At 41.2% G+C, this 16,212-nt stretch carries 18 protein-coding genes; 9 read left to right on the top strand and 9 right to left on the bottom strand.

Annotation, left to right across the window (positions count from 1 at the left end; genetic code table 11):
• Positions 1-67: 67 nt before the first annotated feature.
• On the top strand, positions 68-1,414 hold the full coding sequence (gene maeN, locus KXD37_RS19390; RefSeq protein ID WP_024122670.1) for a sodium/malate symporter MaeN: 1,347 nt from the start codon (positions 68-70) through the stop codon (positions 1,412-1,414).
• Between the two features lie 37 nt (positions 1,415-1,451).
• On the opposite strand, the gene KXD37_RS19385 is transcribed toward maeN, so the two are convergent.
• Positions 1,452-1,667 carry a hypothetical protein gene (locus KXD37_RS19385; RefSeq protein ID WP_099043587.1) on the bottom strand — a complete coding sequence of 72 codons (216 nt, stop codon included), beginning with the start codon at positions 1,665-1,667 and terminating at the stop codon, positions 1,452-1,454.
• Positions 1,668-1,901: 234 nt separating this feature from the next.
• Here KXD37_RS19385 and KXD37_RS19380 point away from each other — a divergent pair, with 234 nt between their 5' ends.
• Genes KXD37_RS19380 through mnhG form a run of 7 tightly spaced genes read left to right on the top strand, consistent with a single transcriptional unit; the run spans position 1,902 to position 7,670 of the window.
• Positions 1,902-4,307 carry a Na+/H+ antiporter subunit A gene (locus KXD37_RS19380; protein WP_106019475.1) on the top strand — a complete coding sequence of 802 codons (2,406 nt, stop codon included), beginning with the start codon at positions 1,902-1,904 and terminating at the stop codon, positions 4,305-4,307.
• Positions 4,300-4,731, top strand: coding sequence for a Na(+)/H(+) antiporter subunit B (locus KXD37_RS19375; protein ID WP_024122673.1), 432 nt, complete (start codon positions 4,300-4,302; stop codon positions 4,729-4,731). Before KXD37_RS19380 ends, KXD37_RS19375 begins: the two co-directional genes overlap by 8 nt.
• Positions 4,731-5,072 carry a Na(+)/H(+) antiporter subunit C gene (locus KXD37_RS19370; protein ID WP_044158938.1) on the top strand — a complete coding sequence of 114 codons (342 nt, stop codon included), beginning with the start codon at positions 4,731-4,733 and terminating at the stop codon, positions 5,070-5,072. The genes KXD37_RS19375 and KXD37_RS19370 overlap by 1 nt, the downstream gene beginning before the upstream one ends.
• Positions 5,065-6,546, top strand: coding sequence for a Na+/H+ antiporter subunit D (locus KXD37_RS19365; protein WP_106019476.1), 1,482 nt, complete (start codon positions 5,065-5,067; stop codon positions 6,544-6,546). Before KXD37_RS19370 ends, KXD37_RS19365 begins: the two co-directional genes overlap by 8 nt.
• A 5-nt stretch (positions 6,547-6,551) precedes the next feature.
• Positions 6,552-7,028 carry a Na+/H+ antiporter subunit E gene (locus KXD37_RS19360; RefSeq protein ID WP_044158941.1) on the top strand — a complete coding sequence of 159 codons (477 nt, stop codon included), beginning with the start codon at positions 6,552-6,554 and terminating at the stop codon, positions 7,026-7,028.
• Positions 7,028-7,312, top strand: a complete 285-nt coding sequence (locus tag KXD37_RS19355) for a Na(+)/H(+) antiporter subunit F1 (RefSeq protein WP_106019477.1) — start codon at positions 7,028-7,030, stop codon at positions 7,310-7,312. The genes KXD37_RS19360 and KXD37_RS19355 overlap by 1 nt, the downstream gene beginning before the upstream one ends.
• The gene (gene mnhG / locus KXD37_RS19350; RefSeq protein ID WP_024122678.1) at positions 7,296-7,670 is read left to right on the top strand and encodes a monovalent cation/H(+) antiporter subunit G; all 375 of its coding nucleotides are present in this window, start codon (positions 7,296-7,298) and stop codon (positions 7,668-7,670) included. The genes KXD37_RS19355 and mnhG overlap by 17 nt, the downstream gene beginning before the upstream one ends.
• 38 nt (positions 7,671-7,708) lie before the next feature.
• Here mnhG and KXD37_RS19345 read toward each other — a convergent pair whose 3' ends face one another.
• The 6 genes from KXD37_RS19345 to degQ all read right to left on the bottom strand — a co-directional run bounded on the left by KXD37_RS19345 (position 7,709) and on the right by degQ (position 12,566).
• A complete protein-coding gene (locus KXD37_RS19345) occupies positions 7,709-8,089 on the bottom strand; it encodes a hotdog fold thioesterase (protein ID WP_044158943.1) in 381 nt (126 codons plus the stop codon).
• Positions 8,090-8,106: 17 nt separating this feature from the next.
• Positions 8,107-8,751, bottom strand: coding sequence for a two-component system response regulator ComA (gene comA / locus KXD37_RS19340; RefSeq protein ID WP_024122680.1), 645 nt, complete (start codon positions 8,749-8,751; stop codon positions 8,107-8,109).
• An 80-nt stretch (positions 8,752-8,831) separates the two neighbouring features.
• Positions 8,832-11,138, bottom strand: a complete 2,307-nt coding sequence (locus KXD37_RS19335) for a histidine kinase (protein WP_254517859.1) — start codon at positions 11,136-11,138, stop codon at positions 8,832-8,834.
• Positions 11,139-11,153: 15 nt separating this feature from the next.
• Positions 11,154-11,375 (bottom strand): competence pheromone ComX, encoded by a 222-nt coding sequence (gene comX / locus KXD37_RS19330; protein ID WP_059292642.1) that lies wholly within the window; start codon positions 11,373-11,375, stop codon positions 11,154-11,156.
• Positions 11,372-12,241 (bottom strand): polyprenyl synthetase family protein, encoded by an 870-nt coding sequence (locus tag KXD37_RS19325; protein ID WP_101864136.1) that lies wholly within the window; start codon positions 12,239-12,241, stop codon positions 11,372-11,374. Before KXD37_RS19325 ends, comX begins: the two co-directional genes overlap by 4 nt.
• A gap of 184 nt (positions 12,242-12,425) precedes the next feature.
• Positions 12,426-12,566, bottom strand: a complete 141-nt coding sequence (gene degQ / locus KXD37_RS19320) for a degradation enzyme regulation protein DegQ (protein ID WP_024122683.1) — start codon at positions 12,564-12,566, stop codon at positions 12,426-12,428.
• 460 nt (positions 12,567-13,026) lie between these two features.
• On the opposite strand from degQ, the gene KXD37_RS19315 reads away from it, so the two are divergent.
• A complete protein-coding gene (locus KXD37_RS19315) occupies positions 13,027-13,395 on the top strand; it encodes a hypothetical protein (RefSeq protein ID WP_106019478.1) in 369 nt (122 codons plus the stop codon).
• Here KXD37_RS19315 and KXD37_RS19310 read toward each other — a convergent pair.
• Together KXD37_RS19310 and KXD37_RS19305 are read right to left on the bottom strand one after the other, a co-directional pair.
• Positions 13,371-14,600, bottom strand: a complete 1,230-nt coding sequence (locus KXD37_RS19310) for an EAL and HDOD domain-containing protein (RefSeq protein WP_127696527.1) — start codon at positions 14,598-14,600, stop codon at positions 13,371-13,373. The genes KXD37_RS19315 and KXD37_RS19310 overlap by 25 nt on opposite strands.
• A gap of 135 nt (positions 14,601-14,735) precedes the next feature.
• Positions 14,736-16,205 (bottom strand): nicotinate phosphoribosyltransferase, encoded by a 1,470-nt coding sequence (locus KXD37_RS19305; protein ID WP_024122686.1) that lies wholly within the window; start codon positions 16,203-16,205, stop codon positions 14,736-14,738.
• Between the last annotated feature and the right edge of the window lie 7 nt (positions 16,206-16,212).

Below are 16,212 nucleotides of genomic sequence, written 5' to 3'. Positions count from 1 at the left end.
TAAAAAAATATCCTTTGTTAGCGCTTTCTTGTAGACTGTAACAAACAATACATGGGGGTGTATGACAATGGGAGCAATTCACAAAACAGAGGAAGTTTTACCTGAGCACAAAGACACACAGGAGAAAAGCCTGTTTAAGAAAATATGGACTTGGGAAATCGGCGTGATTCCTCTCCCATTATATACAGCATTAGCTGTCATTATTATTCTTGCGGCCTATTACAACGAGCTGCCTGCAAACATGCTGGGCGGTTTTGCCATCATTATGATTTTAGGTGTCTTTCTTGGCGATATCGGCCAGCGGATTCCGATTTTAAAGGATATTGGCGGTCCTGCTATTTTATCTTTGTTTGTGCCATCTTTTTTAGTTTTTTATAATGTGTTGAATCCATCATCATTAGATGCTGTAACCAATTTAATGAAAACGTCTAACTTTCTTTATTTCTATATCGCTTGTCTTGTTGTAGGAAGCATTCTTGGAATGAACAGAACTGTTTTAATACAGGGATTCATCAGAATGTTCGTTCCTTTAGTAGCGGGCACAATTGCGGCGGTTGCGGCCGGCGTGCTCGTCGGATTCATCTTCGGCTACAGTGCCTATGATTCCTTTTTCTTTGTCGTTGTGCCGATTATTGCCGGGGGAATAGGTGAAGGAATTTTGCCGCTCTCGATTGCTTATTCGCAAATATTGGGGTCTTCCGCTGATGTGTATGTGTCGCAGCTGGTTCCTGCCGCTATCATTGGAAACGTTTTTGCTATTATCTGTGCTGCTTTAATGAAAAAACTGGGCGAAAAACGTCCTGACCTAAACGGCAATGGGCGTCTCGTTAAATCTAAGAAAGCGAACGATATTTTCAATCAAAAAGAGGCTGAAGCTAAAATTGACTTTAAACTGATGGGAGCCGGAGTCCTGCTCGCTTGTACGTTTTTTATTTTCGGCGGTTTACTGGAGAAATTCATCTTCATCCCGGGCGCTATTTTAATGATTATTTCAGCAGCTGCAATCAAATATGCAAATATCCTTCCGAAAAAAATGGAGGATGGCGCGTACCAGCTTTATAAGTTTATTTCATCAAGCTTTACATGGCCGCTTATGGTAGGCCTCGGGATTCTCTTTATCCCTTTAGATGACGTGGCGTCTGTGATTTCTATTCCGTTTGTCATCATTTGTATTTCAGTTGTCGTTGCCATGATTTCTTCCGGATATTTTGTAGGCAAGCTGATGAACATGTACCCTGTTGAATCCGCAATCGTTACCTGCTGTCACAGCGGTCTCGGCGGAACGGGAGATGTCGCCATTTTGTCCGCTTCAGGAAGAATGGGCCTTATGCCATTCGCCCAAATTTCTACACGCCTCGGCGGAGCTGGAACTGTCATTTGCGCGACGATTTTACTTCGCTTTTTCACTTCATAATCAGAAAAAGAGTTCCGTCTTAGACGGAACTCTTTTTTTATTTGTTCACAATCCGCATATACTCCCTGGGCCCAAACGGCCTATCCTTAGATTCCGCCTCACTCATTTTAGTTGACAGGTGGTGCTCCAATAAATACAGTTCCCAATCATCATTGTCTGCCACACGGGCACGGCCGTCATATTGATTCAGCATGAATGCCCCTGCACATATCGAGCAGAATAAACCTGAGCACATAAGGACCTTTCTCTTCACCATGATCAGCTCCTTACATACAGCTTGATCAGGAGCGATTTTAAATATACAAATGACCTGATTTTTGTTAAACTTATTTTAAGGTCAAAAGAACTTGTAAAATTCATTCGCGGCAGGTTGAAGCATGGCGGCTTCCAAAAAAGTGCGATATAATTTGGACTGGGTCGTTTGACCGTATATTCTAATTATTTATACATAGAACCGGTTTCAATTAAAGAAAAGGAGGTCTTGTCTTTGCAGCTCTTACATTTTGCTATTTTATCGCCTTTTGTATTTGCTTTTATCATTCCCTTTCTGGCAAAATACGCAAAAAGAGTGCATACGGGCTGGTTTGTTCTGATCCTGCCCGTCTTGCTGTTTATATACTTTCTTCCAATGATCAGAATGACTCAGTCGGGAGAAACATTACGATCGGTATTGGAGTGGATTCCTTCATTAGGCATTAACTTTACCGTTTATGTAGACGGTCTCGGACTGCTATTCGCCTTACTGATAACAGGGATCGGCTCGTTGGTCACTCTTTACAGTATTTTTTATTTATCGAAAGAAAAAGAACAGCTTGGGCCTTTTTATGTCTATTTATTAATGTTCATGGGCGCTATGCTCGGTGTTGTTCTTGTTGACAACGTCATGGTTCTCTACATGTTTTGGGAGCTTACCAGCCTTTCGTCCTTTTTGCTGATTGGATATTGGTACAAGCGTGAAAAATCTCGCTACGGCGCCGCAAAATCGCTCTTGATTACGGTAAGCGGCGGACTGTGTATGCTGGGAGGATTCATTCTTCTTTATCTGATCACAGATTCATTCAGTATCAGAGAAATGATCAATCAGGTTCAGTTGATTGCCGGCCATGATCTATTTATTCCGGCGATGATTTTGATTTTACTAGGCGCATTTACAAAGTCCGCCCAGTTTCCTTTTTACATTTGGCTGCCTGACGCCATGGAAGCGCCGACACCCGTCAGCGCGTATCTCCATTCAGCCACGATGGTCAAAGCGGGAATTTATGTGATTGCAAGATTCAGCCCTATTTTCGCCTTTTCAGCTCAGTGGTTTTGGATTGTTTCTCTCGTCGGGATTTTCACCATGGTTTGGGGTTCATTCCATGCCGTCAAACAAACCGACTTAAAATCCATTTTGGCGTTTTCAACCGTCAGCCAGCTCGGCATGATCATCTCGATGCTTGGTGTCAGTGCTGCAGCCCTGCATTACGGCCATACAGAATATTACACAGTTGCCGCCATGGCTGCCATTTTCCATCTCATCAATCATGCTACCTTTAAAGGAAGCTTGTTTATGGCAGTCGGCATCATTGATCATGAAACAGGCACGCGGGACGTCAGAAAGCTCGGCGGACTGATGGCGATCATGCCGATTACATTTACGATTTCCTTGATTGGCACATTTTCAATGGCTGGTCTCCCGCCGTTTAACGGATTTTTGAGTAAAGAAATGTTTTTCACCAGCATGCTTCGTGTGACACATGTCGATTTGTTCAACGTCCAGACGTGGGGAGCGCTGTTCCCTGTCCTCGCTTGGGCAGGAAGTGTGTTTACATTTATCTACAGCATGAAACTGCTGTTTAAAACATTTAAAGGCAATTATCAGCCTGAAAAACTCGAAAAACAGGCTCATGAAGCGCCGATTGGAATGCTCGTATCACCTGTCATTCTTGTTGCGCTCGCTGTCAGTCTCTTCTTTTTCCCGAATATATTGTCCTACAGCTTGATAGAGCCTGCGATGAATTCAATCTATCCGACACTGCTGGACAGCCATGAGAAGTTTCATGTTCATATTTCGCAGTGGCACGGGTTTACAGCTGAAGTTCTGATGACACTGGGCATTATCGCTGTCGGTACGATCGGATACTTGACGATAAACAAGTGGAAAGGGATCTATAAGCTGTTTCCATCGAAACTCACGCTCAATCGGTTATACGAGAAGCTCCTGATCATCATGGAAAAAGGCTCTTATCGAGTGACAAAACAATATATGACCGGATTTTTGCGGGATTATCTTCTGTATATCTTCGCTGGATTTATCATTCTGATGAGCGGGGCTCTGGTTTTGAAAGGCGGATTTTCCTTTACAACTGAGGGTATGGCGAAAATCGGCATATACGAAATGATTCTGACACTTGTCATGATCAGCGCGACAGCGGCGACTGTATTCGCCCGATCCAGACTGACGGCGATTATTTCACTTGGTGTTGTCGGTTATACGCTTGCATTGTTTTTTGTTATTTTCAGAGCGCCCGATTTGGCTTTGACCCAGCTGGTCATTGAGACGATTTCCGTCGCCCTGTTTCTGCTTTGTTTTTATCATTTGCCGAAACTGCGGCTGAAAAAGAAAACGAGAACGTTCCGAATGACAAACTTTATCATTGCTTTAGGAGTCGGCATTATTGTCACCCTGCTCGGTATTGCATCCTCAAGCCAGCGGACAAAAGACAGTATCGCCTCCTTCTTTACAAAGCACAGCCACGATCTTGGCGGAGGGGATAATGTCGTCAATGTCATCCTCGTTGACTTCAGGGGCTTTGATACAATGTTTGAAATTACGGTATTAACGATTGCCGCTCTCGGCATTTACAGCATGATTAAAACAAAAGTAAAAGAGGAGGGGAAAAGCGGTGAATGAACAAAAAACAAATGACTTGATTCTTCAAACCGTGACAAAGCTTGTATCCTTTATCATTTTGCTTTTCTCTTTCTATTTATTTTTATCGGGGCATAACGCCCCTGGAGGAGGCTTTGTCGGCGGACTGATCACGTCCTCTTCCATCGTTTTGCTGCTGCTGGCTTATGATTTAAAAACCGTGCGTTCCATTTTGCCGGTTAATTTCATTTACGTCGCAGGAGCCGGTCTTCTGCTCGCTGTCTTAACAGGAGTTGGCTCTTTTGTCTTCGGGGCGCCCTTCTTAACCCACACATTCGGTTACTTTCATCTGCCGATTTTAGGGAAAACGGAGCTCGCCACGGCGACGCTTTTTGATTTAGGCGTTTATCTTGTTGTCGTAGGCATTACGATGACCATTATTCAAACGATTGGAGAGGAAGAATAATGGAAATCTTAATGGCTGTTACAGCCGGTATTATTTTTATGGCTGCTACGTATTTGCTGCTGTCTAAAAGCCTGCTTCGGGTCATTATCGGAACAGCGCTTTTGAGCCACGGCGTTCATTTAATGCTTTTAACTATGGGAGGATTAAAAGAAGGCGCCGCTCCGATTTTGAGCGAGCATGCCAAGTCATTTGTCGATCCGCTTCCGCAAGCCCTGATTTTGACGGCTATTGTCATTTCATTTGGAGTTACATCCTTCATCCTCGTCATGGCGTTTCGGGCCTATCAGGAATTGAAATCGGACGATATGGATCAAATGAGGGGAAATGATCAACATGAATAATTTTGTTATATTGCCAATTCTGATCCCGCTCCTGTCCGCCATTCTGCTGATTTTCATGAACAAACACATCATACTCATGCGGATCTTCAGCACTGCGGCATCCGCACTCGGGATTGTGATCAGCGTTTTACTCGTACAGACTGTTTTTACAAACGGCATTCAGACACTGAGTTTGGGCGGCTGGAAAGCCCCCTACGGAATTGTGCTTGTTGCAGATCAATTTGCCAGCCTGCTTGTTCTCACCACAGCTGTCATAGGCTTATTGGTTGTGCTTTATTCCTTCCGTTCTATCGGTGAAAAACGGGAACGTGCCTTTTATTACTCCGGCGTGCAGTTTTTGCTGGCTGGTGTAAGCGGAGCGTTTTTAACAGGCGATTTATTTAATATGTACGTATTTTTCGAGCTTCTGCTTATTGCTTCTTATATGCTGATTGTATTAGGCGGCACAAAAATTCAGCTGCGGGAATCGCTTAAATACATTGTGTTTAATATCGTGTCATCAGCATTGTTTGTCATCGGCGTCGGCTTTTTATACGCGGTGACCGGCACATTAAACATGGCGGATTTAAGTGTGAGAATCAGCGAATCCGGACAAACTGGGCTGATTACTGTAATCGGTGTCCTGTTACTCATCGTGTTTGGTATGAAGGGCGGGATCTTCCCTCTCTACTTTTGGCTTCCCGGCTCTTATTACGCGCCGCCGGCAGCCATCTCCGCATTGTTCGGCGCATTGCTGACCAAGGTCGGATTATATGCGATCACAAGAGTGTTCACACTGATTTTCATTCATGATACAGCGTTTACCCACCAGCTGATGATATGGCTCGCGGCTCTCACTGTCATCTTCGGTGTCATCGGTTCACTTGCCTATCAGAATGTCATGAAAATCGTGATCTATAATATTATTACCGCTGTCGGCGTTATTTTGTTCGGTGTTGCAGTTCAAACGCCCGCATCCATTCAAGGTGCGATTTACTACCTGATTCACGACATGCTGATTAAAGGCGCATTATTTATGCTGGCAGGCACGCTGATTGCTTTGACAGGAACAGCAAGCCTGCAACGAATGGGCGGGCTGATCAAACGATACCCCGTTCTTGGATGGATGTTCTTCATGTCGGCTGTATCTCTTGCCGGCATCCCGCCTCTCAGCGGATTTGTAGGCAAATTTAAAATTGCAGAAGGCGGCTTCGCTGAAGGTGAATTTACGATTTCCATGCTGATCCTGCTTTCAAGCCTGCTCGTCCTGTATTCCGTGTTAAGAATCTTTATCCATGCGTTTTGGGGCGAAGAAAAAGAAACACCGAAGCAAAATCTTAGAACAGCTAAAGGGCTTCTATATCCGGCAGCTATTTTTCTCTTGCTGTCTCTTCTCTTCGGATTGGGTACAGAATGGGTGTCGCCGTACGTTGATCAAGCGGCCGAGACTTTGCTGAATCCGGAAAAATATATTGAAGCTGTTTTGAAGGAGTAGATCGCATGGCATTTCAAATTTTATTAAATGTGTTTCTCGCTTTTTGCTGGATGTTCCTGAGCAATGACGCAAGCGCCGCCGGATTCATCACAGGCTTTATCCTGGGAATGATCTCTCTCTTCTTCTTCCGGCGCTTCCTTGCTCATCCGTTTTATCTATGGAAAATGTTTTCGATTATCAAACTTTTTTTGATATTTATAAGGGAATTATACCTTGCCAACGTCAGTGTGCTGAAAACAGTCCTGTCGCCAAAACTGGATATCAAACCAGGTATATTCGCATTTAAAACAGAGCTGACAAAGGATTGGGAAATTACCCTGCTTTCACTGCTTATTACATTAACGCCGGGAACATTGGTCATGGATATTTCCGATGACCGGACCATTCTCTATATTCACGCGATGGATATTGAGGATGCGGAAAAAGCGATTTTTGATATTCGTGAGTCATTTGAAAAAGCCATACAGGAGGTGAGCCGCTGATGTTTACGTTAATCCTTCAAATCGCGCTCGGCATTATGGCGGTGTCCACCCTGTTGTATGTCGTTCGCGTCATCAAAGGGCCGACTATTCCTGACCGGGTTGTGGCTCTGGATGCAATCGGCATTAATCTGATAGCGATGACAGCGCTTGTCTCCATCCTGCTGAATACGAGTATTTTTCTTGATATCATATTATTACTGGGTATTTTGTCTTTTATCGGAACCATTGCGTTTTCTAAGTTCTTAGAGAAAGGAGAGATTATCGAAAATGATCGTGATCGCTAAAATAGCAGTAGCGATATTGATCCTAATGGGGGCGCTAATCTGTCTTGCGGCTTCCTTCGGGACGCTTCGCCTTCCCGATATGTACACACGCTCTCACGCTGCTTCTAAAGGCTCAACGTTAGGGGTAAATATGATTTTGCTCGGTGTCTTCTTCTTTTTGTGGTTTATAACAGGAGAGATATCAGCAAAAATTCTGCTCGGGATTTTCTTTATCTTTATTACGACGCCGGTCGGGGGACACTTGATCTGCCGAGCTGCGTACAACTCTGGTGTCAAGCTGGATGAAAGAAGTGTACAGGATGACTATAACGGAATCAGAAACTTTGTGATTAAACGAAAAGAGGATTCTTACCTATAAAAATGAGCAGCCGGACAGGCAGAGTTCCGGCTGTTTTTTTATTTTGTGATGACAGCCAGCGTGCATCTGGATATACAGATCAGCCTCTCTTGCTCGTCATAAATGTGAATCTGATACACAATGGTCGTTCTGCCTTTATGAACGGGCTCGGCTACCGCCTTTACCGTTCCTTCCTTGACAGATTTCAGATGATTGGCGTTAATCTCCAAACCGACACAAGCTTGTGTACGAGAATCGATTAGATGCTGGGCACCCACGCTCGCCGCAGTTTCCGCAAGAGCCACTGAAGCGCCTCCATGCAAATAACCAAAGGGCTGAACGGTCCGGTGATCCACCGGCATCACTGCCACGCAGCGTTCCGCTGTGCTTTCTACAATTTCAATTCCCAGCGCGCCAAGCAATGTATGTTTCATATCCATAGTTTTAACTCCCTTATTTAAAGCACACCGTCCGATTTTGCAATCAACACCGCTTCCGTCCTGGAACCGACATTAAGCTTGTTGAAAATCGACGTCAGGCTGTATTCGATGGACCGCTTGCTTAAATGAAGCGCATCTGCAATTTCTTGGTTGGTAAAACCTTTTTCAACTTCTTGAAGAATCAGGCATTCTCTTGGTGTGAGCACATCTTGTTCTTTTTGAGAGGAAGGGGCCGGCTTTGTTTTTTGCTGAGTCATCAGCTGTTTAAAGTAAGCGAAATCGACTAAAATGTCTCCGTTGAGCACGTGATATATGTATTGGGTGATCTTTTCCTTTGATTCGGTTTTGCTGATGGCGCCGTGCAGACCCGCACGAATCGCTTCCTCAAAATAATCCTCGACCTCATAACCGGTATATACGATAATTTTACAATGAGGATTCTCTTGTAAAATCTGTTTAGAAAGCTCCATCCCATTGACATCGCCGCCTAAGTTCAAATCCATTAAGATGAGATCATATGATGAGAAATCATGCTGGTGTATGAACTGTTCGCTGGGTTCAGGACTGAGACAATCAACAGACAAATTCGAATCCGTTTCCAAAATTGTCTTGGTGCCTTCCATGACAGCCGGATGGTCATCAATCACTAGTATCTTTTTCATGTTTTCCTCCCTTTTACTCACTCATTTCCATTTTATAAAAAAGACTTGGCTTCTGCCAAGTCGTTTACGTTATAAAACCATTACAATTCCATTTCAATATCGGCCTTAAAGCCCTTTCCTTCACTTGTTTCGATTCGGAGGCGTCCATCTAAAGCCCTGACTCGCTCCTTAATGCCAGAAAGACCCATACTCATGGAATGTTCGTTATTTTTCTCCAGATCAAATCCGACACCATCGTCCTCATAATGAAGAACAATTTTGTTCTGAATACTGATCAGCATGATAAGCACTTCCGTCGCCTGAGAGTGTTTCACTGCATTTGATAAAAACTCTTGAATGATCCGGTACAAATTCAGCTGCGAATCCAAATCAAGCGACGCCGTAAATCTGCCGGTATTTAAGCGGATATGAAACGGAACCCGCTCCTGCTGCTGCGCCACCAGCTTGGACAACGCCTTCACCAGTCCCAAATCATACAAAAGCTGCGGCCGCAATTCATGACACGTCTCTCTCGTCATCGAAATCACATCAGACATCTGCTCATTCATCTGCACGAGCTTGTCCTGCACCTCTTCACGGCATGGATCATCATCCTTCTTAAAATCAGCCAAAAACAGCTCACACTGCCGTTTTAATGAAATCAAATCCTGAAGAACTGAATCGTGGAGATCGCGGGCGAGATCAGAGCGTTGTTTTTCTTCGATCGTGTACATGAGTTTTTTGAGCCATACCGGGTTGGATTCCTGTTGTTTTAAATCCTTAAGATGCACCATCAATTCTTCAATTTTCATAACGTTTTCCAATGAGACATTTGTATAGAACGCTAATGTTTGAAGCCATGCAATTTCATCTCTTGTTAATTTAAAAGTATTATAACTTGAGAAACAGAGTACTAAAAATGATCTGTCTCCTCGTTCACCTATTTTAATAATAAAACCTTGTTTAAACTCTTTAATTTTACCGATATCACCAGAAAAGTTTTTCACATATTGCTCATGATTTTTATAAGTCAGATCTTTAAAGTTATTCTTACTAAGGAGGTTAATTTCCCCTTTAGAATTATCATACACACAAGCATTATCTATGTTTAATACTTCTAGGATTGTATTTTTAAAGTGATTAAGTACTTGATCTACCGATGATGCTTGCTTAATTAACTGAGTAAATTTAAAAATTCCATCTTGATAATTAAATTTCTCTGTAAATCTTTTCAACTTGAAACGAAAATCAATGATCTCTTTAAAGTAAAAGACAGCAAACATAAGCAAATATATTACAAATGTTAGTTTAACGTAGTAAAAGTTATCTTCTGGTTTTTGAATGTAATTAAATATGGTGACCACAATAACAGTAGGTGTAATGGCTAAAAATCCATAGTATTTAAGCCGTCCTACAACAAAGTCAATATTATAAAGTCTATTTGTCATAAATTGATACACTAAAGAAAAAGGTATAACAAGTGTAAAAGCTGCCAAACTAAAGGGTGAAAGATACTTATCAAACAACACATAGGGAATAACAAAAAAGATAATAAAGGGACTAAAAGACAGGATATTTATATAAGCAAGGATTTTTAAAATTGACTTTTGCTCATTTTGTTTGATTTTTCTAATCCCTTGATGGATAAGGATAGATACAGTAAGGACTAGGACAAAAAAGGAAATCAAGTTCAAGTTAGACAAAAAAGCCGAAGAATTTAATCTATTACTCAAAACAGCTTCTAGTAACAGGTTTACGAGTGGAAGTATATACATTATGATTAAAATCTTCTTTTTGAATAACTTAGTGCCCAATTCCGCAAAGTATTTATATATGAAATGTATATATAAAATTGGACAACTTACTAAAGTAAGGACAAGCAGGTAAGTGCTAACCTCTTCACCTCTTCTTGCCCCGCAGGCACTTACATATGCTACTGATACAAATAACAAAAATAAGATTAAAACAAAAGCAGAAGATGATTTTCTTACTTTATTTATTCTGTAAACAAAAAATATACAAAATAAACAGATTGAATAAGATATGAGTGGAATGAGATACATAAATAAATTTTCTTCACTTATTAGGCTTACATTTTGTAAATGAAATGATTTATTATCTCTCTCAACAGTTAAGCTTTCTACGTTGACCAATCTTCCGCTCTCTAACTGGATTTCGCTTCCTTTTTGCCCATTCACTTCAAGAATGATGTCACCTTTTTTTACACCTGAATAATATTCATAATCCACAACTTTGGTAACCTCTAACTTACCCTGTTCATTAATCTTCACATCTGCACCTACAAAGATATTAAAAACAGAAATATAAGAGAGGTAGATCACATAAACAAAACTTAAAATGATAAAAGCTAGAGACAAATATTTATAGACGTTATTATTTATGTGCATCTCATCATCCCATAATTAAATAAAACTTTTTCTTTTATCATCCTCAAAAAAATTACTGATAGCTTCTATTGGGGGCCAGTTGCTTGTTCTCGGTGCCTCTCCTTCTTCAAACGCATATAATATTGCTTTCTTTTCTTTTTCATTTATATTTAGTAAGGTTAAGTTCCCATTCTTAAATTGATCAAAAGCTTCCGGGTTGTTTGCTAGATGGCTTATAATTTTATCAATATGTTTCAATTTAAATTCCCCCTTAATAATTGTACAAATAGTTTATTCTTTCTTTGTTCATCTAATTTCAGTTTTTTGAATGATTCTTTAAAGTTTTCCAATGCTATATTTTTAATAACATTCAAATATTGTATTACACCTGATTCTCGTAGCTTCTTTTTCAATTCGTCCATATTATTTATCTGATTATTTTCTTGCGCATAAAAATTTAATAAGTCAATCGATGATTGGTTATATTTATTTTTAAGATAGTAGAAGGCAAGATTGTGTCTAGTTTTTAAATCATTATTGTCAGGATAATATAACCCATGGTGATCATTTGCAATTTGCTCGACTATGCCCAAATAATGTGAATACTCATCGACTGTTTCATTAAATTCACCAGTTGCCAAATATACACCAAGAACATTAGGCAATGTTACAAGAGAACCTGACTTAAGTTTAATCATTTCAATAAACTCTGATTCTGAAGAGCTTGTTACATTTAAATCTGCATGTTGCCCTTGTAAAGATTGAAGTGAATATTGTAAAGTCAGACTTAAATGTTGTGGATTGTTAGAAACTAAACTTATCACTTGCAAACTTAATGTATAAAGTGCGGTAGCTGCGTTAATCACTATCGAAGGATCTATTTTCATCCAAGAAGCCTGAAGATTATCCTTATCCTCTATATCGTCAAAAATGTCAGCAGATAAAATTAAAAGTTCTATACCAGAAGCCAACAACTCAATTGCTGTAACATCTTTTCCGTCAAATGCTATGTAATGATGATAAGCTAATTCTGCGAATGAAAATTGTTTTTTTTCTTCAATAAAAGAAATAAGTTTTGTTTTTAAGTCTTCATTTGAAATATTTTCATGTACAATCTCCTTCATTTTCTCCTTGATCCGGACAGAATCTAAACATATCTGCTCAATAACAACTTCCCCCTTCCCATTCCATTTTACTAAATGGGACATTTAAAGGACAGCAGGTTTTTCGTTTTTTAACAATCATATAATACTTTATCCATTTATTGTATGGGTAGAACGAAAAAAAAGACTTGTTTCCAAGTCTTTTTTACGAAATTTTCATTGCGTATGTGTATTTATCGAGCTGATCAATGCTTTTGTTAATGTTTCGTAATGAATCTGTCGTTTCTTTAATATCAAGTTCGAGTCGGAATAACAATTGTTTTACTTCTTCAAGTTTCTTTTCCATCGTTTCCACACTCCTTTTTTTGAAAGATCAATGAATTGTGTATGGTGAACGAGTCCTAGGTATTTGATCTGTTACTAATAGTGTATCTGGTTTCGAGTTATTTTTCACCGAAAAGTATACAAAAAGATCCTGCGTGACACCGCAAATATCAATAGGTCTTTGTGCTCAAAGGAATCATAATGAGAACAGGACTATTTTTCTACGTGTGAAAACGGTGATTTCGGATGGAATTGAGAAAGATTCTTAATTCCTTTGATTTTATTGTATTTAACTGTTTCACCAAGTAAGACTATAGTCCCCCTTGCTGCTTTTTCAAAGTTTAATACGCGATTCTTGGCGTATCGTGACCGACAAACACCGAAAAGACCGCAACGCAAAGTTGTGGCCTTTTCGCTTTGTCATATCCAGCACCTGAGTGACCTATACATATAGACATATCCCCTTTTTGCGAGGTGCTTGCATGAGATATCCTTATCCTTGGTTCTACGTCTATCCGTACGACATACGCCGCCCGCCCGCTCCTGCCGCCAATACAGAAACCTTTATCCGTTCCGCACAGGATGCCGCCGGGCTGCTCGCTGATGCTCAGCTTGTACTTAGGCGCATTGCGGGGTCACAGGAGCTTTCGCGCCGCATCATGACCGCAGCGGAGCAGTCAGATAAACAGACAGTAAAACGTCTGATCAAACAGACAGGCGTCCGGCATGATGTTGATTCGGTCTTTAATCCCGATGGCATATACATCAGCCTGATCAGCATGCAAAGCCGAATCACCTTGGCGTTGCGGTGGTCAGAAGACCGCAATTACTTTTCGCCCATGAGCTTATGACACCACTCCAAGGCTTCCAAATAACAGTCGTACGCTTCTTCCTTGTCCAATTCTTTTGCTAATTCTCCGCAAGAGTCCCAATTGTTGGTTTCGATTAACTTCACAAGCTCAAGCATTTGGTAATAGTCATTTTGATGACCTAATAACGCTTGACCGACTTCATCTATTAAAGGCAATTCTTGAATAATCTCTTCTATTTCTCTGTGCAAAAGGGTGTCTATGAGAGAAAACATCCCGATCAGCATATACGAGGCCGGCTGCGGGCGCGCTGTTTTTCTTGCCAACAGTTCACATAGCTTTGCTCTCATTAAAGAAATTTTTATAATTTCGTGTTTGCTCGAATTCCCTTTTCTGCTTAAATCCTTAAAGGAAAGGATGTATATCCACCGTTTGATTTCGTTAAACCCAAGAAGCATGATAGCCTGCTTAATGCTGTCGATCTTTTGGGTTAAGCGGCTATGGGAAGAGTTTAAGAATTTTAAAATTTGATATGACAGCGATAAATCCCGTTCTATGTACTCAGTTACACGCTGGATGTTAGGCTGCTCTTTGCTTAATTCGTTGAGCAATTCATAGTAAGAATAAAAATGGGTCGACAGATCATGGCCGCTGATGATACGCGGTTCGCTGAAAAAGTAGCCTTGAAATAACTGAAAGCCATCTTGCGCCGCTTGTTCATATTCTTTGCGTGTTTCTACTTTCTCAGCTAAAAAAATCAGGCCGCAATAGCTGTAGGTTTGCAAAATGTTTCGGCGTTCCAATCGGGTGGTTTTAAGAAAATCAACTTTCAATATATCAATATAGCTCATGAGCTTTTCCAATAATTTTTCATTTTTCGGGTTTATCGCGTAAAAATCATCGAGTGCCAGCGTATACCCCATTTTTTTCAGCTCTCTGCACCTTGAGACGAGAGCCGGAGTGATCGGTATATCTTCAAGGATTTCAATCACAAGCTGTTTTGGATTGAAGGAGGTGGGGAGATCCGAAAACATCAGGCTTTCAGTGAAATTGACAAAACAGCGTTTTCCTTCCGTCAGCTTCTCGATTCCGATGTTTAAAAAGCTGTTAATCACCAAATCTGTTGTAGCCTGATCGCCGTCTGCAGCGGAATACACATTCTCTTCGCTCTCTCTATATAAAAGTTCATAAGCGACAACCTGTTCTTTTCTATTAAATATAGGCTGTCTTGCAACAAACACCCTCATTGATTTATCCTCCTTACAAAACACGCGGCTTTCCACCCTAAGTATATCAAATAATTTGACGAAATTTGTCTAAACATGAAAAATATTATTCCCACAAAAAAACTGGCCTCTTCGCGAACGAAAGGCCAGTTTGCTTTATTCTTCGAGCTCTTCTTCCAGTCTGCTTTTCACTTCATGGATCCGCTGCATTTTGTTGCTCCAGCAGTCCTCGCTTAAATCAACCGGGTATTCTTCAGGTTTGCTGATTCTCTTATATTCCTCCCACAGAAGGCTGAGGTTGTCTTGTACATATTGCTGAATGTCAGAAATCTCAGGGTTCTGGTAGCATAAAATGCCTTTTTCAAAAATCAGCTCGTGAAGATCCTTCGCATAGAAATTCGTGACGAATTTGCTGATGAAGGTATGAACCGGGTGGAACATTCTCAGCCGCTTCTGGTCATTCACCTGCTCGTCATAAAGCGCAATGTAATCTCCTTCAGAATGATGATTTAACTGATTAATAATCCGGTACACTTTCTTTCTGCCAGGTGTCGTCACTTTGTCAGGGTTGGATGAAATTTTGATCGTGTCGACCATTTCTCCGTTTTCTTCGATGGAGACGAGCTTATAAACCGCGCCGAGAGCCGGCTGGTCATAAGCTGTAATCAACTTCGTGCCGACACCCCAGACATCTATGCGCGCTCCCTGAGCCTTTAAATTCATAATTGTATGCTCATCCAGGTCGCTTGACGCAATGACTTTCGCGTCTGTAAAACCTGCTTCATCAAGCATTTTCCGGGCTTTTTTTGACAGGTAAGCCAAATCGCCGCTATCCAGGCGGATGCCAATGAAGTTGATGCGGTCTCCGAATTCCTTGGCAACTTTAATCGCATTCGGCATGCCTGAACGAAGCGTATCATACGTGTCGACTAAGAAGACGCAATCCTTATGCGTTTCCGCGTATTTTTTGAACGCTGTATATTCATCGCGGTAGGCCTGCACTAGCGCATGGGCATGTGTGCCTGATACCGGGATATTAAAGCGCTTTCCGGCTCTTACATTGCTTGTCGCGCTGAAGCCGCCGATTAACGCTGCTCTCGCTCCCCACATAGCCGCATCCATTTCATGCGCCCGTCTTGTTCCGAATTCAAGTGCAATTTCATCGCCAATGACGCCTTTGATGCGCGCTGCTTTTGTCGCGATTAATGTTTGGTAATTCACAATGTTAAGCAAAGCTGTTTCAATAAGCTGCGCTTCTACAAGGGGAGCTTCCACCCTCATAATCGGCTCATTGTTAAAAACCAGCTCTCCTTCTTTCATGGAATAAAGAGAACCTGTAAAAGATAAACCGCTCAAATAATCAATAAAATCTTCATGGTAGCCAAGTTCATCTCGTAAATAAGTCAGGTCACTATCGGTAAACTTGAAGTTTTCCAGATATTCAATGGCTTTTTCCAAGCCCGCAAAAACCGCATAGCCATTCTCAAACGGAAGCTTTCTGAAAAAAAGCTCAAAAATCGCTTTCTTTTCATGAATGCCGTCTCTCCAGTAAGTTTCCGCCATATTGATTTGATAAAGGTCTGTATGTAATGACAGGCTGTCATCTTTAAAACCGTACTCTAACACTGTTTTT

It is taken from the genome of Bacillus sp. XT-2, from assembly GCF_025696525.1.
GTDB classification, from domain to species: Bacteria; Bacillota; Bacilli; order Bacillales; family Bacillaceae; genus Bacillus; species Bacillus halotolerans.
The sequence above is the reverse complement of the archived record's forward strand: the minus strand, read 5'-3'. Positions and strand labels throughout refer to the sequence as shown.

Bases quoted from the DNA above. Each gene is read 5' to 3' on its own strand.
- maeN (WP_024122670.1), top strand. From the start codon at position 68: ATGGGAGCAATTCACAAAACAGAGGAAGTTTTACCTGAGCACAAAGAC.
- KXD37_RS19370 (WP_044158938.1), top strand. From the start codon at position 4,731: ATGGAAATCTTAATGGCTGTTACAGCCGGTATTATTTTTATGGCTGCT.
- KXD37_RS19365 (WP_106019476.1), top strand. From the start codon at position 5,065: ATGAATAATTTTGTTATATTGCCAATTCTGATCCCGCTCCTGTCCGCC.
- KXD37_RS19360 (WP_044158941.1), top strand. From the start codon at position 6,552: ATGGCATTTCAAATTTTATTAAATGTGTTTCTCGCTTTTTGCTGGATG.
- KXD37_RS19355 (WP_106019477.1), top strand. From the start codon at position 7,028: ATGTTTACGTTAATCCTTCAAATCGCGCTCGGCATTATGGCGGTGTCC.
- mnhG (WP_024122678.1), top strand. From the start codon at position 7,296: ATGATCGTGATCGCTAAAATAGCAGTAGCGATATTGATCCTAATGGGG.
- KXD37_RS19345 (WP_044158943.1), bottom strand. From the start codon at position 8,089: ATGGATATGAAACATACATTGCTTGGCGCGCTGGGAATTGAAATTGTA.
- comA (WP_024122680.1), bottom strand. From the start codon at position 8,751: ATGAAAAAGATACTAGTGATTGATGACCATCCGGCTGTCATGGAAGGC.
- KXD37_RS19335 (WP_254517859.1), bottom strand. From the start codon at position 11,138: ATGCACATAAATAATAACGTCTATAAATATTTGTCTCTAGCTTTTATC.
- KXD37_RS19325 (WP_101864136.1), bottom strand. From the start codon at position 12,241: ATGAAGGAGATTGTACATGAAAATATTTCAAATGAAGACTTAAAAACA.
- degQ (WP_024122683.1), bottom strand. From the start codon at position 12,566: ATGGAAAAGAAACTTGAAGAAGTAAAACAATTGTTATTCCGACTCGAA.
- KXD37_RS19315 (WP_106019478.1), top strand. From the start codon at position 13,027: ATGAGATATCCTTATCCTTGGTTCTACGTCTATCCGTACGACATACGC.
- KXD37_RS19310 (WP_127696527.1), bottom strand. From the start codon at position 14,600: ATGAGGGTGTTTGTTGCAAGACAGCCTATATTTAATAGAAAAGAACAG.